Source organism: Actinospineispora eucalypti, from assembly GCF_039543365.1.
In the GTDB taxonomy this organism is placed as follows: domain Bacteria; phylum Actinomycetota; class Actinomycetes; order Mycobacteriales; family Pseudonocardiaceae; genus Pseudonocardia; species Pseudonocardia eucalypti.
Genome location: NZ_BAABJP010000030.1, coordinates 405,325 through 421,990 on the forward strand (window position 1 = coordinate 405,325; position 16,666 = coordinate 421,990).

Sequence of the window (16,666 nt, forward strand, 5' to 3'; positions counted from 1 at the left end):
GGCCTTCCCGAGTACCGGAGGGAACCGAGTGACTGAAACTGCCCGGGGTGGCGCCATCGTCACGGGGGGCGCCGGGGGAATCGGCGCGGAGGTGGCCCGCCGCTTCGCCGCCGCCGGCTACGGCGTGGTGCTCAGCGACCGGGGGGTCTCGGTGTCCGGGGAGAACCCCGGCCGGGACGCCGCCGACTCGGTGGTCGGCGAGATCCGCGAGAGCGGTGGCCGCGCGGTGGCGCACCACGGTTCGGTGGCCGATTTCCGGGTGGGCGAGGAGCTCGTGGAGCTGGCCGGCGCCGAGTTCGGGCACCTGGCCGCGCTGGTCACCTGCCACGGCATCCTGCGCGAACGCATGATCTTCAACATGACCGAGGAGGAATGGGACTCGGTCGTCGACGTGCACCTGAAGGGCACGTTCAACTGCCTGCGGTTCGCCACCGCCCGGATGCGCGCCCAGCGGGACGGCAGCATCGTCACGATGACCTCGGCCTCCGGCCTCGAGGGCTCCCCCGCGCAGGCCAACTACGCCGCGGCCAAGGCCGGCATCGTGGGCCTGACCACCAGCACCGCACTGGCGATGGGCCGCTACCAGGTGAACGTCAACTGCATCTCCCCGGCGGCGGCGACCCGGATGACCGACCGGATCAGCGACCGGATGACCAATACCCGCCCGGCCGGCGAGCGCGGCGGCCCGGGCCTGATCGGCGCCCTGGCGGTGGCGCTGGCCGACCCCCGGCTGCGCCGGGTGACCGGACAGGTGTTCACCGCGGCCGACAACCGGCTGGCCCGCTGGGCACCGACCCAGGAGGCGGAGAGCGTCCGCATCGAAGGCTCCCCCACCGCGGAACGGGTGCGGGAGGCGGTGCGCGACCGGTTGGGGGTGCAACCGCCCCGGCGGTTCGCCGCGCTCGGCCTGGCGCTGCCGGCGAGCGACGACCGGGACGCCTCCTGATGGCCGGCGGGGACGAGGGCCGCGGCACCGCCATCGGCCGGCTGTTCCGGCCCCGGTCGGTCGCCGTGGTGGGCGCCTCGGACGATCCGGAGCGGATCGGTGGCCGACCGGTCGCGCTGCTGCGCCGGCACGGCTACCCGGGCGAGATCTACCCGGTGAACCCCAAGTACCGGACCGTCCAGGGGCTGCCCTGCGTGCCGGACATCGAGTCCCTGCCCCCGGACGTCGATCTCTACGTGATCGCCCTTCCGGCCCGGCTCGCGGTGGACGCGGTGGCCCGGGCCGGAGCGCACGGCGCCAAGGCGGCCGTGGTGTTCGGCGGTGGTTTCGCCGAGACCGGCGACGCCGGCCGGGCGCTGCAGGAGGCGCTGGGCGCGGCCGCCGCCGCGCACAACATCGCGCTGGTCGGGCCCAACACGGTCGGCCTGGCCTCCTTCGCCCACCGCGGCTTCCCGACGTTCACCACCGCGCTGGCCGGCCTCGGCGACATCGAGCCCGGGCGCATCGCGCTGGTCAGCCAGAGCGGCGGGTTCGCGTTCAACCTGTTCGCCGAGTCGTACGCGGCCGGTGCGCGGTTCGCCCACGTGGTGGGCAGCGGGAACGAGGCGGGCCTGCGGTTCCCCGACTACCTGGAGCACCTGGCCGACGACCCGCTGGTCGACTCGGTGATCGGCTACCTGGAGGGCAGTTCGGACGGCGCCGCGCTGGCCGCCGCGTTCGAGCGGCTGCGGGTGGCCGGCAAACCGGCCTTCGTGCTGAAGACCGGGGCGTCCCGGCGCGGACAGAGGGCGGTGGCCACGCACACCGCGCAGCTGTCCGGCGACGACCAGGCCTGGGACGCGCTGTTCGGCCGCTACGGGGTGACCCGCCTGCACAGCATCGACGAGGTGGTGGACGTGGCCAGGGCGCTGTCCCTGGGCACCCCCCGCGCGGGGGTCGCCATCACCACCAACTCCGGCGGCACCGCCGTCTACCTGGCCGACGCGGCCGAGCGGTTCGGCGTCCCGCTGGCCGAGCTCGGCGACGCCACCCGGGACCGGCTGGTCGAGGCCCTGCCGGACTTCGCCCACGTGACCAACCCGATCGACCTCACGGCGCAGGTGGTGAACGACCGGGGGCTGCTGCCCAAGGCGCTGCGCATCCTCGACGACGACCCGGGGATAGGCCTGCTGCTGGTCTTCCTGGGCGCCATGCCGGACCTGTCCGACCGGTTCATCGACGCGCTGCGCGGGCTCGCCTCCGACCTGGCCACCCCGCTGGTGCTGAGCTGGGCCGGCGTGCCGGAACGGGTCCGGCAGGCAGCGGCGGCGGCCGGGCTGACCGTGTGCGCCGACCCGGCCCGGGTGCTGCGCGGGCTGGGTACCGCCCGCAACGCGCTCACCGGCTTGGCCGACGCTCCAGGCCTGTCGACGTCCGCTATGGCTCTGCGCACAAATACGCAACAGCGGGGTGACCCGGCCAGCGCCGTACCCGAACCCGCCGACGCCGTACCCGAGCCAGTCGGTAACGGAGCTTTCGCCGGGCATCCGTTGCCGGATGGGCGTCTCGGCCTCGACGAGTGGCAAAGCATGCGCCTGCTGGAGGGGCACGGGCTACGTCTGCCGGCGCGGGAGCTGGTGACCAGCGAGGACGAGGCCGTGGCGGCGGCCGAGAAGCTCGGCTACCCGGTGGTGGCCAAGGTGCTCGACCCTTTCCTGCCGCACCGGGCCAAGGCCGGCGCGGTGGCCACCGGCCTGGACGGCGAGGAGGCGCTGCGCGCCGCGTTCCGCCGGTTCGCCGAGGTGCACCGGGCGCGCGAGGTGCTGGTGGCCGAGCAGGTTCCGATCAAGGCCGAGCTGATCACCGGGGTGCTGGCCGACCCGGTGTTCGGCACCCGGGCGGTGATCGGTTCCGGCGGCGTGCTGGCCAACGAGATCGCCGACGCGCGCACCGTGATCCCGCCCTACACCCCTGATTACCTGGCGAAAGAGCTGACCCGGCTGCGCCTGTCCGGCGCGCTGACCGCCGAGCTTCCGCTGCCCGAGCTGGCCGACGAGGTGAGCAGGGTGGCCAACGCGCTGGCGGCCGTGATCGAGCGGTCGGGCGGCCGGCTGCGGGCCGTCGAGTGCAACCCGCTCGCGGTGAGCGACGGCGCGGTGACCGTGCTGGATGCGCTGGCCGTGCTTACCGAGGAGGACACCCCGTGACACAGAACGGACAGATCAGGCGGGTCCGGGCCGAGGTGGAGATCGGCACCGGCATCGGGCACGCCGACACCCACCGGGTCACCGTGCGGGACCACGACCTGGTCACCGACCTGATCGGCAAGGTGAGCTACGCCGAGCTGACCCTGCTGGCGATCACCGGCCGGCGGCCGTCGCCGGGCGCGGTGCGCCTGGTGGACGCGATCCTGGTCAGCCTCATGGACCACGGGCTGACCGCCAACGCGCTGGCCGCCCGGCTGAACTACTGGGTGGCGCCCGAGGCGATCCAGGCCGCCGTGGCCACCGGGCTGCTCGGCGCCGGCAGCCGGCTGCTCGGCTCGATGGAGGGGTGTGGGCGGCTGCTCACCGAGATCCGGGCCGACGCGGACGGCGGGACCGAGCTGGCCGCCGCCGTGCGCGACCGGGTGGCCGCGCTGGTCGAGGCCGGCGAACGGGTCCCCGGGGTGGGCCACAACCTGCACCGCGACGGCGACCCCCGCGCGGCCCGGCTGATCGAGGTGGCCACCCAGGAGGGTTACCACGAGCGCTACCTGCCCGCCCTGCGGCTGTTGCCCGGCGCGCTGGCCGAGCTGACCGGGAAGACGCTGCCGCTGAACGCCACCGGCGCGATCGCGGCGATGCTGCTCGAGGTCGGCGTGCCGTGGCCGCTGCACCGGGGGTTCGCCCTCATGAGCCGCACCGCCGGGCTGGTGGCGCACATCGGCGAGGAGATCGAGAACCCACTCACCCCGGAGATCAGGAAGATGCTGCGCACGGTCAGCTGGATCGAGGAAGGCCGATGACCCGGTTCTGGATGCAGCTGCCCCAGGGCGGCTGGGTGGCCAGCAGGGAGAACGTCCGGGTCTACGCGATGCTCACCGAGGAGCTGGGGCTGCACGGGCTCTGGGTGGGCGACCACATCGTCATCCCGCCCGGCTACCAATCGCAGTACCCATACGCCGCATCGCACCCGGTGCCGGCCGACCGCCCCTTCCTGGACAGCTACACCACCCTGGCCTACGTGGCCGGGTGCACCCAGCGGGTGCGCATCGCGGTCACCGCCGCGGTGGCCCCGTACCGGCACCCGCTGCTGCACGCCAAGATGGCCGCCACCCTGGACCACCTCTCCGGGGGCCGGTTGGAGATCGCCTTCGGGGCCGGCTGGCTGCGCGAGGAGTTCGAGGCGCTGGGCGCCGACTTCGCGCACCGGGGCGCGGTCACCGACGAGACGATCGAGGCGATGTGCGCCCTCTGGTCCGGTGAGCCCACCGCCTACCAGGGCGAACACATCAAGTTCGACACCGTGCAGTGCCTGCCCCGGCCAACCCAGCTGCCCCGGCCGCCGCTGTGGATCGGCGGCGGCGGGCCGCGCCTGGCCCGCCGGATGCGCCGGTTCGGCGCCGGCTGGCTGGGTCCCGACCTGCCGCTGCCGGACTTCCTGGACACCGCCGCCGCGCTGCGCGACCAGGTCGGCGACGCGCCCGTCTCGGCGAAGGTCTGGCTGCTGGACTCGGTCGCCGAGGACTCCGACGAGCTGGCCATCTCGGTGCTCGGCCCGCCCCGGCTGGACGTGCTGCGCAAGCTCGCCGCCGCCGGGGTGGGTGACATCCGGCTGGACCTCTCCCGGCTGCCCAGCGCCGACCGCCCTCGGCACATCCACGCCTTCGCCCGCGCGGTCCGGAAGGAGGGTCTGCTCGATGGCTAGCGCGGCACGCGCCGGCCGAGCGTGCGCCCAGTTCGGCGCACGCGGGAGAGACGGTCGCACCGCGACCCACGAGCTCATCGGCCGGTCCACCGGCTGGCGGCCGTTCGACTCGGCGGCCTGGCGGGCCGAACGACTGCTGGACAGCTGCGGGCTCACCGACCCGGCATTCCGGTCCGAGCTGCCGCCCACCTACCCGCTCGCCGTCCGGGTGGACACCGAGGAGCTGGGCATCCCGGACGCGCCCGGCCGGCTCAACGGCGGCAACTGGATCCGCTGGCTGGAGCCGGCGCGGCTGACCGACCGGCTGGAGCGGCGCACCACGATCACCGAGGTGGACAGCAAGGACGCCCGCTCGGGCCGGCTGCTGCTCTACACGCTCGGCTCCGAGTTCCGCCGGTGCGCGGACCAGCGGGTGGTGGCCACCGCGCGGCACGTCACCATCCGGCGCTACCCGCACGAAACCCCCCGGCCCCCGGCCCCGTCGACCAGCACGCCGAAACCCGAGGAGATGCCGATGCTGCTCGAGGTCACCCCCCGCAGCCGGGACCTGGTCCGCTACGCGGCGGCCACCGACGACTACTACGAGGCGCACTACGACGAGCCGTTCGCCCGCGCGTCCGGCCTGCCCGGGGTGATCGTGCACGGGCTGCTCAAGCTGGCCTGGTTCGCCCGGGCGGCGCTGGACTGGGCCGGGCCGGGCGCCCGGGTGCGGGAGCTCGCCGGCTCCTACCGGGGCATCGACCTGGTCGGCGAGCCGTTCCGGATACACGGGTCACCGGAGCCGGAACCGGGCGGCGACAGCGGCAGCGGCGGCGTCCGGCTGCGGTTGTCCGGCCGGTCCGCCTCCGGCGCCCTGACCACCACCGGACACGCCGTGGTCAGCGGCGGAACCCGGGAGTTGTGATGTCCGCCGGGCTGACGGTGGACGGCGTGGAGATGGTGTTCGCGCCCCCGGGCCGGCCACCCACGACGGCGCTGAGCGAGCTGAACCTGGAGATCGGCGGCAACGAGTTCATCGCGGTGCTCGGCCCCAGCGGCTGCGGGAAGACCACCCTGCTGCGGGTGCTGGCCGGGCTCACCACCCCCAGCAAGGGGTCGGTCCGGCTGGACGGGAAGCCGATCACCGCGCCCCGGCCCGACCTGGTGATGATGTTCCAGTCCCCCACCCTGCTGCCCTGGCGCAAGGTGCTGGACAACTGCCTGCTGCCCATCGAGATCCGCCGGCGGGTCAGCGGCGCGGACACCGACCGGGCCGTCGAGCTGCTGGAACGCGCCGGCCTGGGCGGCTTCGAGGACCGCTACCCGCACGAGCTGTCCGGCGGCATGCAGCAGCGGGTGGCGCTGTGCCGGGCGCTGCTCGCCGATCCCGCCGTGCTGCTGCTGGACGAGCCGTTCGGTGCGCTGGACGCGATGACCCGTGACCAGATGAACCTGGACCTGCACCGGATGTGGCACGCCAACGAGCTGACCACGGTGCTGATCACGCACAGCATCACCGAGGCGGTGCTGCTGGCCCAGCGGATCGTGGTGCTCTCCCCCCGGCCCGGGCGGGTGCTGGACGACTACCGGGTGCCGCTGCCGGCCAACCGGGACCTGGACGCGCTGGGCAGCCCCCGCTTCGCCGAGGCGTGTGCCTATATCCGCCGGTACTTCACCAAGGACGGTGCAGATGACCGACACTGAGTCCCTAGCCCTGGCCGGCGCCGCGCGTCGGCCGTCCACCACCGGCGCGACGCCGGGGACCCGGCCGGTGTGGTGGAGCCGGGCGGTGATCCCGCTGGGCCTGCTGGCGGTGCTGCTGGTCGCCTGGGAGTTCCTCCCCGGGGCGCTGGGCGTGCCGCCGTTCATCTTCCCCCGGTTCTCCTCGGTGATGCTGAACTTCTTCGCCCCGGACATCCTCGGATTGATGTTCTCCAGCCTGTTGGTCACCCTGCAGGAGGCGATGATCGGGCTGGTGATCGGCGCCGGGTGCGGCGTGCTGGCCGGGTTCGCGCTGGCCGAGTGGGCACCGCTGCGGCAGGCGCTCTACCCGTACATGGTGGCTTTCCAGTCCCTGCCGAAGATCGCCGTCGCGCCGCTGTTCGTGATCTGGTTCGGCTTCGACCTCACGCCGAAGGTGCTGGTCGTGGCGATGTTGACGTTCTTCCCGCTGCTGGTGAACACGATGGCCGGGATCACCGGCGTGGACCGGGACCGGCTGGACCTGTTCCGCGCCATGTGCGCCAGTCGCCGCCAGGTGTGGGTGAAGCTGCTGCTGCCCTCCGCGCTGCCGTCGATCTTCGCCGGCCTGGAGGTGGCCGCCGTGTTCTCCCTGCTCGGCGCGATCACCGGCGAGTTCGTCAGCTCCAAGGCCGGGCTGGGCGTGCTGCTGCTGCAGTAGCAGGCGAACTACTACACCGCCGGGGTGTTCGCCGTGCTGATCGTGCTGGCCGCGCTCGGCGTGCTGCTCAACCAGCTGGTGCGGCTGGCCCGCCACCGGCTGCTGTTCTGGCACGCCACGCCGAACGGGCCGGGCTCGTGACCCGCTGGCTGGCCGCCGTACTCGCGTTCGTCGCGGTGCTGGGAGCCGGGTGCGCGGTGAAGGACGACGGCAAGATCACCCTGGGTATCGCGGCGCCGAACATGAGCGCGAACTGGGTGTCCCTCGCGGTGGCCCAGGAGCTCGGCTACTTCGCCCAGGAGGGCCTGCGGGTGAACCTGGAGTACCAGCAGACCAGCGACGGCGTGTTGAAGGCGATGGCGGTCGGGCGCACCCAGATCGGCGCATCCGTGCCGGAGGCGGTGTTCCCCGCGCTGGACCACGACCAGCGGGTCCAGATGATCTACAACTGGTGCCGCAAGCCGGTGGCCGCGCTGGCCGTGCTGGACGGCAGCCCGGTGCGCACCATCGCCGACCTGCGGGGCGGAACGATCGGCGCGCAGTCCCTGGCGGCCGGGCCGGTGCAGCTGGCCCGCGCCTCGCTCACCCAGGCCGGGCTGGACCCGAAGAAGGACGTGCGGTTCATCGCCGTGGGTACCGGCGCCGCCGCGCGCAACGCGCTGGAGACCGGCCGGGTCGGCGCGCTGATGCTCTACGACTCGATGTACGCGCCGATGGAGCTGGCCGGCACCAAGCTGCGCTACCTGGAGACCAAGGGCATCGAGGACCTGTTCGCCACCACCTTCGTGGTGGATCCGGGGTGGCTGGCCGGGCACCGGGAACAGGTGGCCGGCTTCGGCCGGGCGCTGAGCAAGGCGCAGGTGTGGGCGCGGGCCAACCCGGAGGCGGCCGTGCGGCTCATGTGGCGGGGCTTCCCGCTGAGCAAGGTCACCCCGTTCGAGGACAACGAGATGCGCAGCCAGCTGGCCCAGTACACCGCGCGCGCCCGGTCCACCGACCTGGCCAACGCCGAGCCGGGCCAGCGCTGGGGCGAGTACCCGGTCCCGGCGGTGCGGCACTGGCAGGGGTTCACCCGGCAACAGGGCCTGGCCAAGCGGGACGTGCCGCTGGACTCGGTCTACACCAACGAGTTCGTCGACCGGTACAACGACTTCGACCCCGAGCAGGTGGCGGCGGATGCCCGCAACGCGCACCTCTGAGCAGCGGGTGGCGGTGGTCGGGCTGGGGGCCATCGGCGGCCTGTTGGCCAGTGAGGTGGCCGGCGCCGGCCACCGGGTGACGGTGTGCGTGCGCGAGCCGGTGCCCGGCCTGGTGCTGCGCCTTTCCGGCCGGGAGAACCCGGTGCCGGTGGAGGTGGCCACCGACCCGGAACAGGTCGCGCCGGTGGACTGGTTGCTGCTGGCCACCAAGGCCCAGCACACCGCGAAGGCGGCGCACTGGCTGCGCGCCCTGGGCGGGCCGGACACGGTCACCGTGGTGGCCCAGAACGGCATCGAGCAGCGCGACATGGCCGGCGAGTTCGTGCCGCCGGAGACGGTGCTTCCCGCGCTGGCCTACGTGTCGGCCGAGCGGCTGGCCCCGGGGCGGGTGGCGGTGCACCGGCCGGGCACCCTGGCCGTCCCGGAAGGGCCGGCCGGAGCGCGGCTGGCCGGGCTGCTCTCCGGCGAGCTGCTGACCGTGCGGCCGGTGCCGGACTTCCACACCGAGTCCTGGCGCAAGCTGCTCAGCAACATCGTGGTCAACCCGATCACCGCGCTCACCCTGCGGCGGGCCGACGTGCTGCGGGAGCCGGAGATCGGCGTGCTGGCCACCGAGCTGATCACCGAGGCGATGCGGGTGGGCATCGCGGAGGGCGCCCGGCTGTCCCCCGGCGAGGTCGCCGGCATGGTCGAGCGGTTCAGCACCTTCCCCGCCGCCGGCGGGAGCTCGATGCTCTACGACCGGCTGGCCGGCCGGGACCTGGAGCACGAGCACCTCACCGGGGCCGTGGTGCGGGCCGCCGACCGGCACGGCATCGACGTGCCGCTGCACCGGGCGCTGCTCGCGCTGCTGCGCGCGGTGGACCGAGGGGCACGCTGAGCGTGCTCAGCCCCGCAGCAGCATGGACAGCCGGATCTCCCGGGCCCGCCGCATGTGCTGTGCGGCGGCCTCCGACGCGGCGTCCGGGTCCCGCGCCTCGATCGCCCGCACGATCGCGTCGTGCTCCTCGATGGCCTGCCGGGCGCGCTCCGGGTCGGACAGCGTGGACACCGGCAGGCGCCGCACCGCGTGCTCCACCTGGCCCAGGAACCGGTCCAGGTAGGTGTTCGCGGCGGCCGCCCGCAGTACCCGGTGGAACTCCAGGTTCTGCTTGCTCAGCTGGTCGGCCCGCCCGCCGTGCGTGCCGTCCGTGCTGTCCGTGCTGGCCCGCATCCGCGCGCCGATCTGGTCCAGCTGCTCGACCAGCCCGTCCGGGCAACGCGTGGCGGCCAGCCGCGCGGCCAGGCCCTCCAGCTGTTCACGCACCACGTACAGTGCGAGGACGTCCTCCAGGGACAGCGGGGCGACCACGGTGCCGTGGTGCGCGGTCTTCACCGCCAGCCCCTCGTCGGCCAGCCGGCGCAGCGCCTCGCGCACCGGTGTGCGGCTCACCTCGAAGGCCCCGGCGAGCTCGTCCTCCCGCAACCATGTGGAGGGCGCGAGCACCCCGTCCAGGATGGCCTCGCGCATCGCGTCGGTGACCGCCTCGGTGGTGCGCCCGTGCACCGCCCCGGTGCCCAGGTAACCGCGCAGCGCGGCCAGCGGATTGGTCGTGCTCCCCGACGTCACGCCCGGTCACGTTACGCGGGCTTCCTTGCCCGGAGCGCGCACGGGTCGTCGATGAGACAATTGCATGCAAGTTGGATACGAGGAGGTTCGGAAATGCCGAAGGTGGTTGTGGTCGGCGCCGGGAACGCGGCTCTGTGCGCCGCACTGGCCGCCCGCGAGGAAGGCGCCGAGGTGGTGGTGCTGGAGCGCGCGGAACGCGAGCTGCGCGGCGGGAACACCGCGTTCACGGCGGGCGCCATGCGGGTCGCCTACGACGGGGTGGACGACCTGCGCACGCTCATGCCGGAGCTCACCGAGCGGGACCTGGAGATCACCGACTTCGGCAAATACCCGACCGGGGCGTTCCTGGACGACATCGCCAGGGTGACCGAGTACCGCGCCGACCCGGACCTGGCCGCGCTGCTGGTCGAGCGCAGCCTCCCCGCCCTGCGGTGGATGCGCGGGCACGGGGTCCGCTTCCTGCCCATCTACGGGCGGCAGGCGTTCAAGGTGAACGGCCGGTTCACCTTCTGGGGCGGGCTCACCGTGGAGGTTTCCGGCGGGGGCCCCGGCCTGGTGGAGGCGCTCAGCGCGGCGGCGGACCGGCAGGGCATCCGCACCGAGTACGGAGCCAGGGCGCTCGAGCTGGTGCACGACGACCGGGGCGTTCACGGCGTTCGAGTGCGCCAGAACGGCCACACCCGGGAGGAGGCCGCCGACGCGGTGGTGCTGGCCAGCGGCGGCTTCCAGGCCAACACCGAGATGCGCACCCGCTACCTGGGGCCGGGCTGGGACCTGGCCAAGGTGCGCGGCACCCGGTACAACACCGGCGACGGCATCCGGATGGCGCTGGACGCCGGGGCCAGCCCGGCCGGGCACTGGTCCGGCTGTCACGCCGTGGGCTGGGACCGCAACGCCCCCGAGTTCGGCGACCTGAAGGTGGGCGACGGCTTCCAGAAGCACAGCTACCCGTGGGGCATCATGGTCAACGCGGACGGGCGGCGGTTCGTGGACGAGGGCGCCGACTTCCGCAACTACACCTACGCCAAGTACGGCCGGCGCATCCTGGAGCAGCCCGGCCAGTTCGCCTGGCAGGTGTTCGACCAGCAGGTCACCCCGCTGCTGCGGGACGAGTACCGGATCCGCGAGGTCACCAAGGTCACCGCGCCGACCCTGGAGGCGCTGGCCGGCAAGCTGGACGGGGTGGACCCGGACGGGTTCCTGCGCGAGGTCGCCGCCTACAACGCGGCGGTGGACACCGACACCCCGTTCAACCCGAACGTCAAGGACGGCCGGGCCACCACCGCGCTGGCCGTGGACAAGACCAACTGGGCCAACCGGATCGAGCAGGGTCCGTTCGAGGCCTACGCGGTGACCTGCGGGATCACCTTCACCTTCGGCGGCCTGCGCATCGACACCGACGCCCGCGTCCTGGACACCGACCTGCGCCCGATCCCCGGCCTGTTCGCGGCCGGCGAACTGGTCGGCGGCCTGTTCTACTTCAACTACCCCGGCGGCACCGGCCTCACCAACGGCGCCGTCTTCGGCCGCATCGCCGGCCACTCAGCCGCAACCGCCCCCTGACCGCCCAAACCCCGCCATCCCCCCTGATTCAGTGCCTTCAGCACGCCGATTCAGTGCCTTCAGCACCCTGATTCAGTGCCTTCAGCACCCTGATTCAGTGGCTTCAACACCTTGATTCAGTGACTTCAGCACTCTGATTCAGGCACTTCAGCAGCGGAGTCCGGCGAAGCCGGGTTACACCCGCGCGACGATCGCCTCGGTCGCCGCGCGGGTGCCGCCCTCCACCCCGCCGTCGGCGCGCAGCCGGACCGCGCCGTCGGCGAACGCCCGCTCCACCGCGCCCCGCAACCGCCGGGCCGCCGCGCCCCGGCCCGCGTGCTCCAACAACATTCCCGCGCTGAGCACCTGGGAGACCGGGTTGGCCAGGTCGCGGCCGGCGATGGTGGGCGCGCTGCCGTGAATGGGCTCGAAGTAGGCGGCGGTCGCGCCGATGTTGCCGGAGGCGCACATGCCCAGGCCGCCCACCGTGGCCGCGCCCAGGTCACTCAGGATGTCGCCCAGGAAGTTCTCCATGACCAGCACGTCGAACCGCTCGGGCTCGGCCACCAGGGCGTGCGCCGCCGCGTCCGCATAGCGGTGCTCCGCCGCCACGTCCGGGTAGTCCGCCGCCACCTCGTCGAACACCTCCCGGAACAGCGCGTAGCTGCGCAGCACGTTGCTCTTGTCCACGCAGGTGACCCGGTGCCGCCCGTCCGACGGCGCGCCGGACCGCGTCCGGGCCAGCTCGAACGCGAACCGAGCCACCCGCCGCACGCCCTCGCGGGTCACCATCAGCTGGTCGCAGGCCGCCGCCGGGGTCACCACGCCGAGGCCTCGGGACAGGTACAGGCCCTCGGTGTTCTCCCGGACGATCACGTAGTCGATCTCCCCCGGCCCGTGCCGGGTGGCCCCGGTGACCCCGGGCAGCAGCCGCACCGGCCGCACGTTCGCGTAGGCGTCCAGGCCGGTGCGGAGCACGCCGCCGAGCAGGCCGCCCTCCGTGCCGTCCGGCCGGCGGACGTCCGGCAGGCCGACCGGCCCCTTCAGCAGGCCGTCCAGGCCGCGCACCCGGTCCAGCGCGCCCGGCTCGAGCGGCTCCCCCGTGCGCCGGTAGTGCTCCGCGCCGCCGGGCACCTCCTCGACCCGCACGGCGAACCCCTCGGCGGCGGCCACCGCCTCGAGCACGCCCAGGGCGCTGTCCACCAGCTCGGGCCCGATCCCGTCACCACGTAGCACGCCCAGGCGCATGTCGGATTGCATGCAATAAGTATGCGATATGTGGCTACGCCACCCGTGAGTGGCGAGTATGGCTATAACCACACTTCTCACTCACGGGCGGCGCAGCCGCATGTGACACAAACAGTAACGCTCGTTATTGACAGCCGAGCCGCTCCCTGCAACCCTGGACGTACAAACAGTAACGATCACTTTGTTTTACAGGGAGCGGGACATGGGACTGGAGATCAGCGGTCTCGTCGTGAACTCCGGCGGCCGGGCGGTGTTGCCCGGCCTCACCTGCACCGCCCCGGCGGGTCGGCTGACCGGCGTGTTCGGCCCGCCGGGCAGCGGGAAGTCCACCCTGCTGCGCTGCATCGCGGGGGCGCAGGAGATCGCGGCGGGCGAGATCCGGACGGGCGGCACGCCCCGGCGGGCCGGGTACGCGCCCGGCGTCGAGTCGATCTACCCGGAGCTGAGCGTGGTCCGGAACGTGCGGTACTTCGCCACCGTGTGGCGGGCCTCGCGGGCCGCCGCCGACCGGGCGCTGGCCGAGGTCGAGATGTCCGCACTCGCCGGTGAGGTGGCCGGCGCGCTTCCGGCCGAGCCGCGGGCCCGGCTGTCGCTGGCCTGCGCGCTGGTCGGCGAGCCCGAGGTGCTGGCGCTGGACGGGCTCACCGACGGCCTCGACCCCGTCGCCCGGAACGACCTGTGGGCGCGGTTCGGCGCCCTCGCCGCGCGCGGGACGACGGTGCTCGCCGCCGGCCGGGCGCTGGACGACGCGCTCCGGTGCGATCACGTGCTGCTGCTCAACCGGGGCGAACTGGTCGGCGAGGGCACACCGGGCGACCTGCTCGGCGGCGTGACGAGCATGGAGCACGCGTTCGTGCGGCTGTCCGGCGGGAGCGGCCCGATCCGGCCGGACCGCGCCCTGGCCGAGGTGGCCCGATGACCGCCCCGCTGTCACCGAGGGTCGCCGGCTCGACCGCCGCGCGCGTGATCGCCCAGCTGCGCCGCGACCGCCGCGCCATGGTGATGATGCTGATCCTGCCCAGCCTGCTGCTGTTCGTGCTGAACCAGATGTTCGACAACCAGCCCACCTTCAACGGCGTGGCCCGCCGGCTGCTCGGTGTGCTGCCGTTCACGCTGATGTTCGTCTTCACCAGCGTGGCGATGCTGAAGGAGCGCAAGAGCGGCACGCTGCGCCGGCTGCTCGCCTCGCCGATGTCTCGCCTGGAGCTGGTGCTCGGCTACGCGGTCGGATTCGGCGCGCTGGCGGTCGTCCAGGCCGCGATCACCTGCACCACCGCCTACTGGCTGCTCGACCTCTACACCCCGGCGCAGCCGCTGGTCATCGGCTGCATCGGCGTCGTCGGCGCGGTGGTGGGCGTCGCGGTCGGGATGCTGTGCAGCAGCCTGGCCGAGCTGCACGTGGTTCCCCTGCTGCCGCTGATAGTGCTGCCGCAGATCCTGCTCGGCGGGCTGTTCGTGCCGCGCGACGGCATGGCCCGGTGGCTGGAGTGGGTCAGCGACCTGCTGCCCCTGAGCTGGAGCATCGAAGCACTGGACGAGGCCGGCAGCACCTCGCTGCTCAGCGACGACCTGCTCGGCTACCTGGGCGTGGTGGCCGGCATAGCGGTGCTCACCCTGTTCCTCGCCGCGCTCACGATGCGGCGCAGGGTCGGGGACCTCGGTCCGTCGGCGCGGCGTCGCCGGCGGGCCGTCCCGCTGGCCCTGCTGGCCACCGCCGCCGCGATCGCCGCTGTCTACCTGGTCGATGCCGTCCGGTTCGTGTCCACGGAGAACGCGCAGGTGGACGGCGACAAGGCGGCGATCCTCGCGCCGGCCGCCGGCACGGTCATCGACTGGCGGATCAGCGACGGCGCCCCGGTGCGGCAGAACCAGGTGATCGGCCGGATCGAGATCACCGGTCGGTTCGGCAAGCCGCGGATGGTGGTTCGGGCGCCCCGCGACGGCACCGTGGTCCGCACCGACGTCGTCGAGGGCACCGTCGTCCCGGCCGGCGCCGAGCTGGCGGTGGCCTACGACCTGGCCGAGAGCTACGTGACCGCCCGGATCGACGAGGGCGACATGCACGACGTCCGGCTCGGCCAGCGGGTCGACCTCACCCTCGAGTCGGCCAGCGGCCGCACCCTGGCCGGCTTCGTCCGGGAGATCGACGCCGGCAGCCACGCGGTGCTCACCTCGAGGCCGCCCAAGAACACCTCGGTGAACTTCGAACGCGGCACGCAGCGAATCCCGGTGCGGATCGTGGTCGCCGACTGGCAGGGTGTCGTACCCGTGGTCGGCATGAACGCCACCGTCAAAATCCACAAGGATTGAGGCCGTGCCCCGAGTCACCGAGCAGTACATCCAGCGCCGCCGCCGGGAGATCCTGGACGCGGCACGGCAGTGCTTCGCCCGCGACGGCTTCCACGCGACCACGATGGACGACGTCATCGAGGCGGCGGGGCTTTCGCCGAGCGTGGTGTACCGGTGGTTCCGGGGCAAGGACGAGCTGGTGCTGGAGACGGTCCGGGACACCATCCAGGGCATCGCCGACGCGGTCGACGAAGCGGCCGCGCAGGACCCGCCGCCGGCGCTGAGCGAGGCGATCGAAGGGGTGCTCACCGCGACCCTGGCCCGGGTCAGCGACGACGGCCGGGACCTCTCCGCGCTGGCCGTGCACATCTGGACCGAGGCGCTGCGCACCCCCGAGATCGAGCACCTGCTCGCCGACCTCTACGGGCGGATCCGCACCAGCCTGGCCGACCTGGTGCGCCGCCACCAGGCCGCCGGCACCCTCCCCGCCGACATCGACGCCGACGCCGCCGCCCGCCCCCTGTTCGCCCTCCTCCCCGGCTTCCTGGTCCAGCGCCTCCTCCTAGGCCCCGAAAACACCAAAACCTACGCCGCCGCCATCGCCACCATCCTCCGCCGCTAAACCGGCCCCGCTCGCCCCGCTAGATGCGGTCGGCGGCGATGAGGAGGTAGTGGAAGCTGCCTTCGCGGTAGGCCTTCAGGAATGGCTGCTCGATGCCGGTGGCTACGGAGGACTTCGCGCGTAGCTCCCAGTAGGGGATGGTCAGCTCGGTCAGGTCGACCACGTTGATGGGGACCAGGTTGTTGGCGGTGAGCGCCTTGAAGTACTGGCTGCGCGGGTGGATGTTGCAGGTGTAGTGCTCGTCGATCTGGCTGACCGCCTTGGACCGGCCGCCGGTGACGTCGTTGTAGCAACCGGTGATGCACACGTAGCGCCCGCCGTACTCGAGCAGCCGGGAGAACTCGCCGTACAGCTCGAACAGGTCCACGTACATGGTGGTCTCGTTGGTCCAGATGCCGCGCATCGAGCCGGAGTCCAGGCCGGTGTCCAGCATGTTGGCGAAGTGGAAGCGGACCGAGTCGGCGTGGCCCTGCCGGGCGGACTGCTCGTTGGCGAAGTTGACCTGGTACTCGGAGATGCTCACCCCGTCGACCCGACAGCCGAACCGCCGGTGCGCCATGATGCTGGTGCCGCCCCGGCCGGACCCGGCGTCCAACAGCCGGCAGCTCGGCGCGACCGGGGCCAGGTAGTCGAGCAGCACGTCGGCCTGCGCGGTCTCCAGCCGGTGCATCTCCGCGATGATCCGCTCGTCCCGGGTCTCCGCCGGCCCTTCCAGCACCGAGGCGTCATAGTCACCGATGCCGTAGTGGTGGTGGTAAAGGTCGTCGATCTCGCCCAGCCGCAGGTTGACCGGGTCGTCCTGGTTGGTGTTCCAGTACGTGGCGACTGCCTTCTGGTAGTCGGTGCGCAGCACGGGACGGCCAGTCGGCGCGGTGGCGGCCTTCGAGTTGGTGGGCGCGGTCGTCACAGAAACGGTTCCTTTCGGGTTGGTTGGAGCGGACTG

At 72.9% G+C, this 16,666-nt stretch carries 16 protein-coding genes; 13 read left to right on the forward strand and 3 right to left on the reverse strand.

The genetic code is table 11. The features are described from left to right. The first annotated feature begins 28 nt into the window (after positions 1–28). The 9 genes from ABEB12_RS27000 to ABEB12_RS27040 all read left to right on the forward strand — a co-directional run bounded on the left by ABEB12_RS27000 (position 29) and on the right by ABEB12_RS27040 (position 9,293). Positions 29–946 carry an SDR family NAD(P)-dependent oxidoreductase gene (locus ABEB12_RS27000; RefSeq protein ID WP_185062563.1) on the forward strand — a complete coding sequence of 306 codons (918 nt, stop codon included), beginning with the start codon at positions 29–31 and terminating at the stop codon, positions 944–946. Continuing rightward, on the forward strand, positions 946–3,132 hold the full coding sequence (locus ABEB12_RS27005; RefSeq protein ID WP_185062564.1) for an acetate--CoA ligase family protein: 2,187 nt from the start codon (positions 946–948) through the stop codon (positions 3,130–3,132). Before ABEB12_RS27000 ends, ABEB12_RS27005 begins: the two co-directional genes overlap by 1 nt. Continuing rightward, positions 3,129–3,932 carry a citryl-CoA lyase gene (locus tag ABEB12_RS27010; RefSeq protein WP_185062565.1) on the forward strand — a complete coding sequence of 268 codons (804 nt, stop codon included), beginning with the start codon at positions 3,129–3,131 and terminating at the stop codon, positions 3,930–3,932. Before ABEB12_RS27005 ends, ABEB12_RS27010 begins: the two co-directional genes overlap by 4 nt. Then, entirely contained in the window at positions 3,929–4,834 is a 906-nt protein-coding gene (locus ABEB12_RS27015) for a TIGR03619 family F420-dependent LLM class oxidoreductase (protein WP_185062566.1), read from the forward strand. Before ABEB12_RS27010 ends, ABEB12_RS27015 begins: the two co-directional genes overlap by 4 nt. Then, positions 4,827–5,738, forward strand: a complete 912-nt coding sequence (locus ABEB12_RS27020) for a MaoC/PaaZ C-terminal domain-containing protein (RefSeq protein WP_185062567.1) — start codon at positions 4,827–4,829, stop codon at positions 5,736–5,738. The genes ABEB12_RS27015 and ABEB12_RS27020 overlap by 8 nt, the downstream gene beginning before the upstream one ends. Further along, positions 5,738–6,517, forward strand: a complete 780-nt coding sequence (locus tag ABEB12_RS27025) for an ABC transporter ATP-binding protein (RefSeq protein ID WP_345703174.1) — start codon at positions 5,738–5,740, stop codon at positions 6,515–6,517. The genes ABEB12_RS27020 and ABEB12_RS27025 overlap by 1 nt, the downstream gene beginning before the upstream one ends. Next, the gene (locus tag ABEB12_RS27030) at positions 6,504–7,214 is read left to right on the forward strand and encodes an ABC transporter permease subunit (protein ID WP_185062568.1); all 711 of its coding nucleotides are present in this window, start codon (positions 6,504–6,506) and stop codon (positions 7,212–7,214) included. The genes ABEB12_RS27025 and ABEB12_RS27030 overlap by 14 nt, the downstream gene beginning before the upstream one ends. Positions 7,215–7,351: 137 nt before the next feature. Continuing rightward, positions 7,352–8,413, forward strand: coding sequence for an ABC transporter substrate-binding protein (locus tag ABEB12_RS27035; protein WP_185062569.1), 1,062 nt, complete (start codon positions 7,352–7,354; stop codon positions 8,411–8,413). Next, complete coding sequence (locus ABEB12_RS27040; protein WP_185062570.1) at positions 8,391–9,293, forward strand: 2-dehydropantoate 2-reductase; 903 nt, start codon at positions 8,391–8,393, stop codon at positions 9,291–9,293. The genes ABEB12_RS27035 and ABEB12_RS27040 overlap by 23 nt, the downstream gene beginning before the upstream one ends. 6 nt (positions 9,294–9,299) lie before the next feature. Here the strand turns inward: ABEB12_RS27040 and ABEB12_RS27045 are convergent, their stop codons facing one another. Further along, the gene (locus ABEB12_RS27045) at positions 9,300–10,022 is read right to left on the reverse strand and encodes a GntR family transcriptional regulator (protein ID WP_345703175.1); all 723 of its coding nucleotides are present in this window, start codon (positions 10,020–10,022) and stop codon (positions 9,300–9,302) included. A gap of 93 nt (positions 10,023–10,115) precedes the next feature. On the opposite strand from ABEB12_RS27045, the gene tcuA reads away from it, so the two are divergent. Beyond that, complete coding sequence (gene tcuA, locus ABEB12_RS27050; protein WP_185062571.1) at positions 10,116–11,585, forward strand: FAD-dependent tricarballylate dehydrogenase TcuA; 1,470 nt, start codon at positions 10,116–10,118, stop codon at positions 11,583–11,585. A 174-nt stretch (positions 11,586–11,759) separates the two neighbouring features. On the opposite strand, the gene ABEB12_RS27055 is transcribed toward tcuA, so the two are convergent. Next, a complete protein-coding gene (locus tag ABEB12_RS27055) occupies positions 11,760–12,824 on the reverse strand; it encodes an isocitrate/isopropylmalate family dehydrogenase (protein ID WP_185062572.1) in 1,065 nt (354 codons plus the stop codon). Positions 12,825–13,014: 190 nt separating this feature from the next. On the opposite strand from ABEB12_RS27055, the gene ABEB12_RS27060 reads away from it, so the two are divergent. From ABEB12_RS27060 to ABEB12_RS27070, 3 genes are read left to right on the forward strand one after another with little or no spacing between them, the layout of a single operon-like run. Continuing rightward, the gene (locus ABEB12_RS27060) at positions 13,015–13,731 is read left to right on the forward strand and encodes an ATP-binding cassette domain-containing protein (RefSeq protein ID WP_185062573.1); all 717 of its coding nucleotides are present in this window, start codon (positions 13,015–13,017) and stop codon (positions 13,729–13,731) included. After that, positions 13,728–15,122 (forward strand): ABC transporter permease, encoded by a 1,395-nt coding sequence (locus ABEB12_RS27065; protein WP_185062574.1) that lies wholly within the window; start codon positions 13,728–13,730, stop codon positions 15,120–15,122. Before ABEB12_RS27060 ends, ABEB12_RS27065 begins: the two co-directional genes overlap by 4 nt. 4 nt (positions 15,123–15,126) lie before the next feature. Continuing rightward, positions 15,127–15,723, forward strand: coding sequence for a TetR family transcriptional regulator (locus ABEB12_RS27070; protein ID WP_185062575.1), 597 nt, complete (start codon positions 15,127–15,129; stop codon positions 15,721–15,723). Positions 15,724–15,742: 19 nt separating this feature from the next. Here ABEB12_RS27070 and ABEB12_RS27075 read toward each other — a convergent pair whose 3' ends face one another. Continuing rightward, complete coding sequence (locus ABEB12_RS27075; protein ID WP_185063100.1) at positions 15,743–16,576, reverse strand: geranyl diphosphate 2-C-methyltransferase; 834 nt, start codon at positions 16,574–16,576, stop codon at positions 15,743–15,745. Positions 16,577–16,666: the final 90 nt, after the last annotated feature.

Bases quoted from the DNA above. Each gene is read 5' to 3' on its own strand.
- ABEB12_RS27005 (WP_185062564.1), top strand. From the start codon at position 946: ATGGCCGGCGGGGACGAGGGCCGCGGCACCGCCATCGGCCGGCTGTTC.
- ABEB12_RS27015 (WP_185062566.1), top strand. From the start codon at position 3,929: ATGACCCGGTTCTGGATGCAGCTGCCCCAGGGCGGCTGGGTGGCCAGC.
- ABEB12_RS27020 (WP_185062567.1), top strand. From the start codon at position 4,827: ATGGCTAGCGCGGCACGCGCCGGCCGAGCGTGCGCCCAGTTCGGCGCA.
- ABEB12_RS27025 (WP_345703174.1), top strand. From the start codon at position 5,738: ATGTCCGCCGGGCTGACGGTGGACGGCGTGGAGATGGTGTTCGCGCCC.
- ABEB12_RS27030 (WP_185062568.1), top strand. From the start codon at position 6,504: ATGACCGACACTGAGTCCCTAGCCCTGGCCGGCGCCGCGCGTCGGCCG.
- ABEB12_RS27040 (WP_185062570.1), top strand. From the start codon at position 8,391: ATGCCCGCAACGCGCACCTCTGAGCAGCGGGTGGCGGTGGTCGGGCTG.
- tcuA (WP_185062571.1), top strand. From the start codon at position 10,116: ATGCCGAAGGTGGTTGTGGTCGGCGCCGGGAACGCGGCTCTGTGCGCC.
- ABEB12_RS27055 (WP_185062572.1), bottom strand. From the start codon at position 12,824: ATGCAATCCGACATGCGCCTGGGCGTGCTACGTGGTGACGGGATCGGG.
- ABEB12_RS27060 (WP_185062573.1), top strand. From the start codon at position 13,015: ATGGGACTGGAGATCAGCGGTCTCGTCGTGAACTCCGGCGGCCGGGCG.
- ABEB12_RS27065 (WP_185062574.1), top strand. From the start codon at position 13,728: ATGACCGCCCCGCTGTCACCGAGGGTCGCCGGCTCGACCGCCGCGCGC.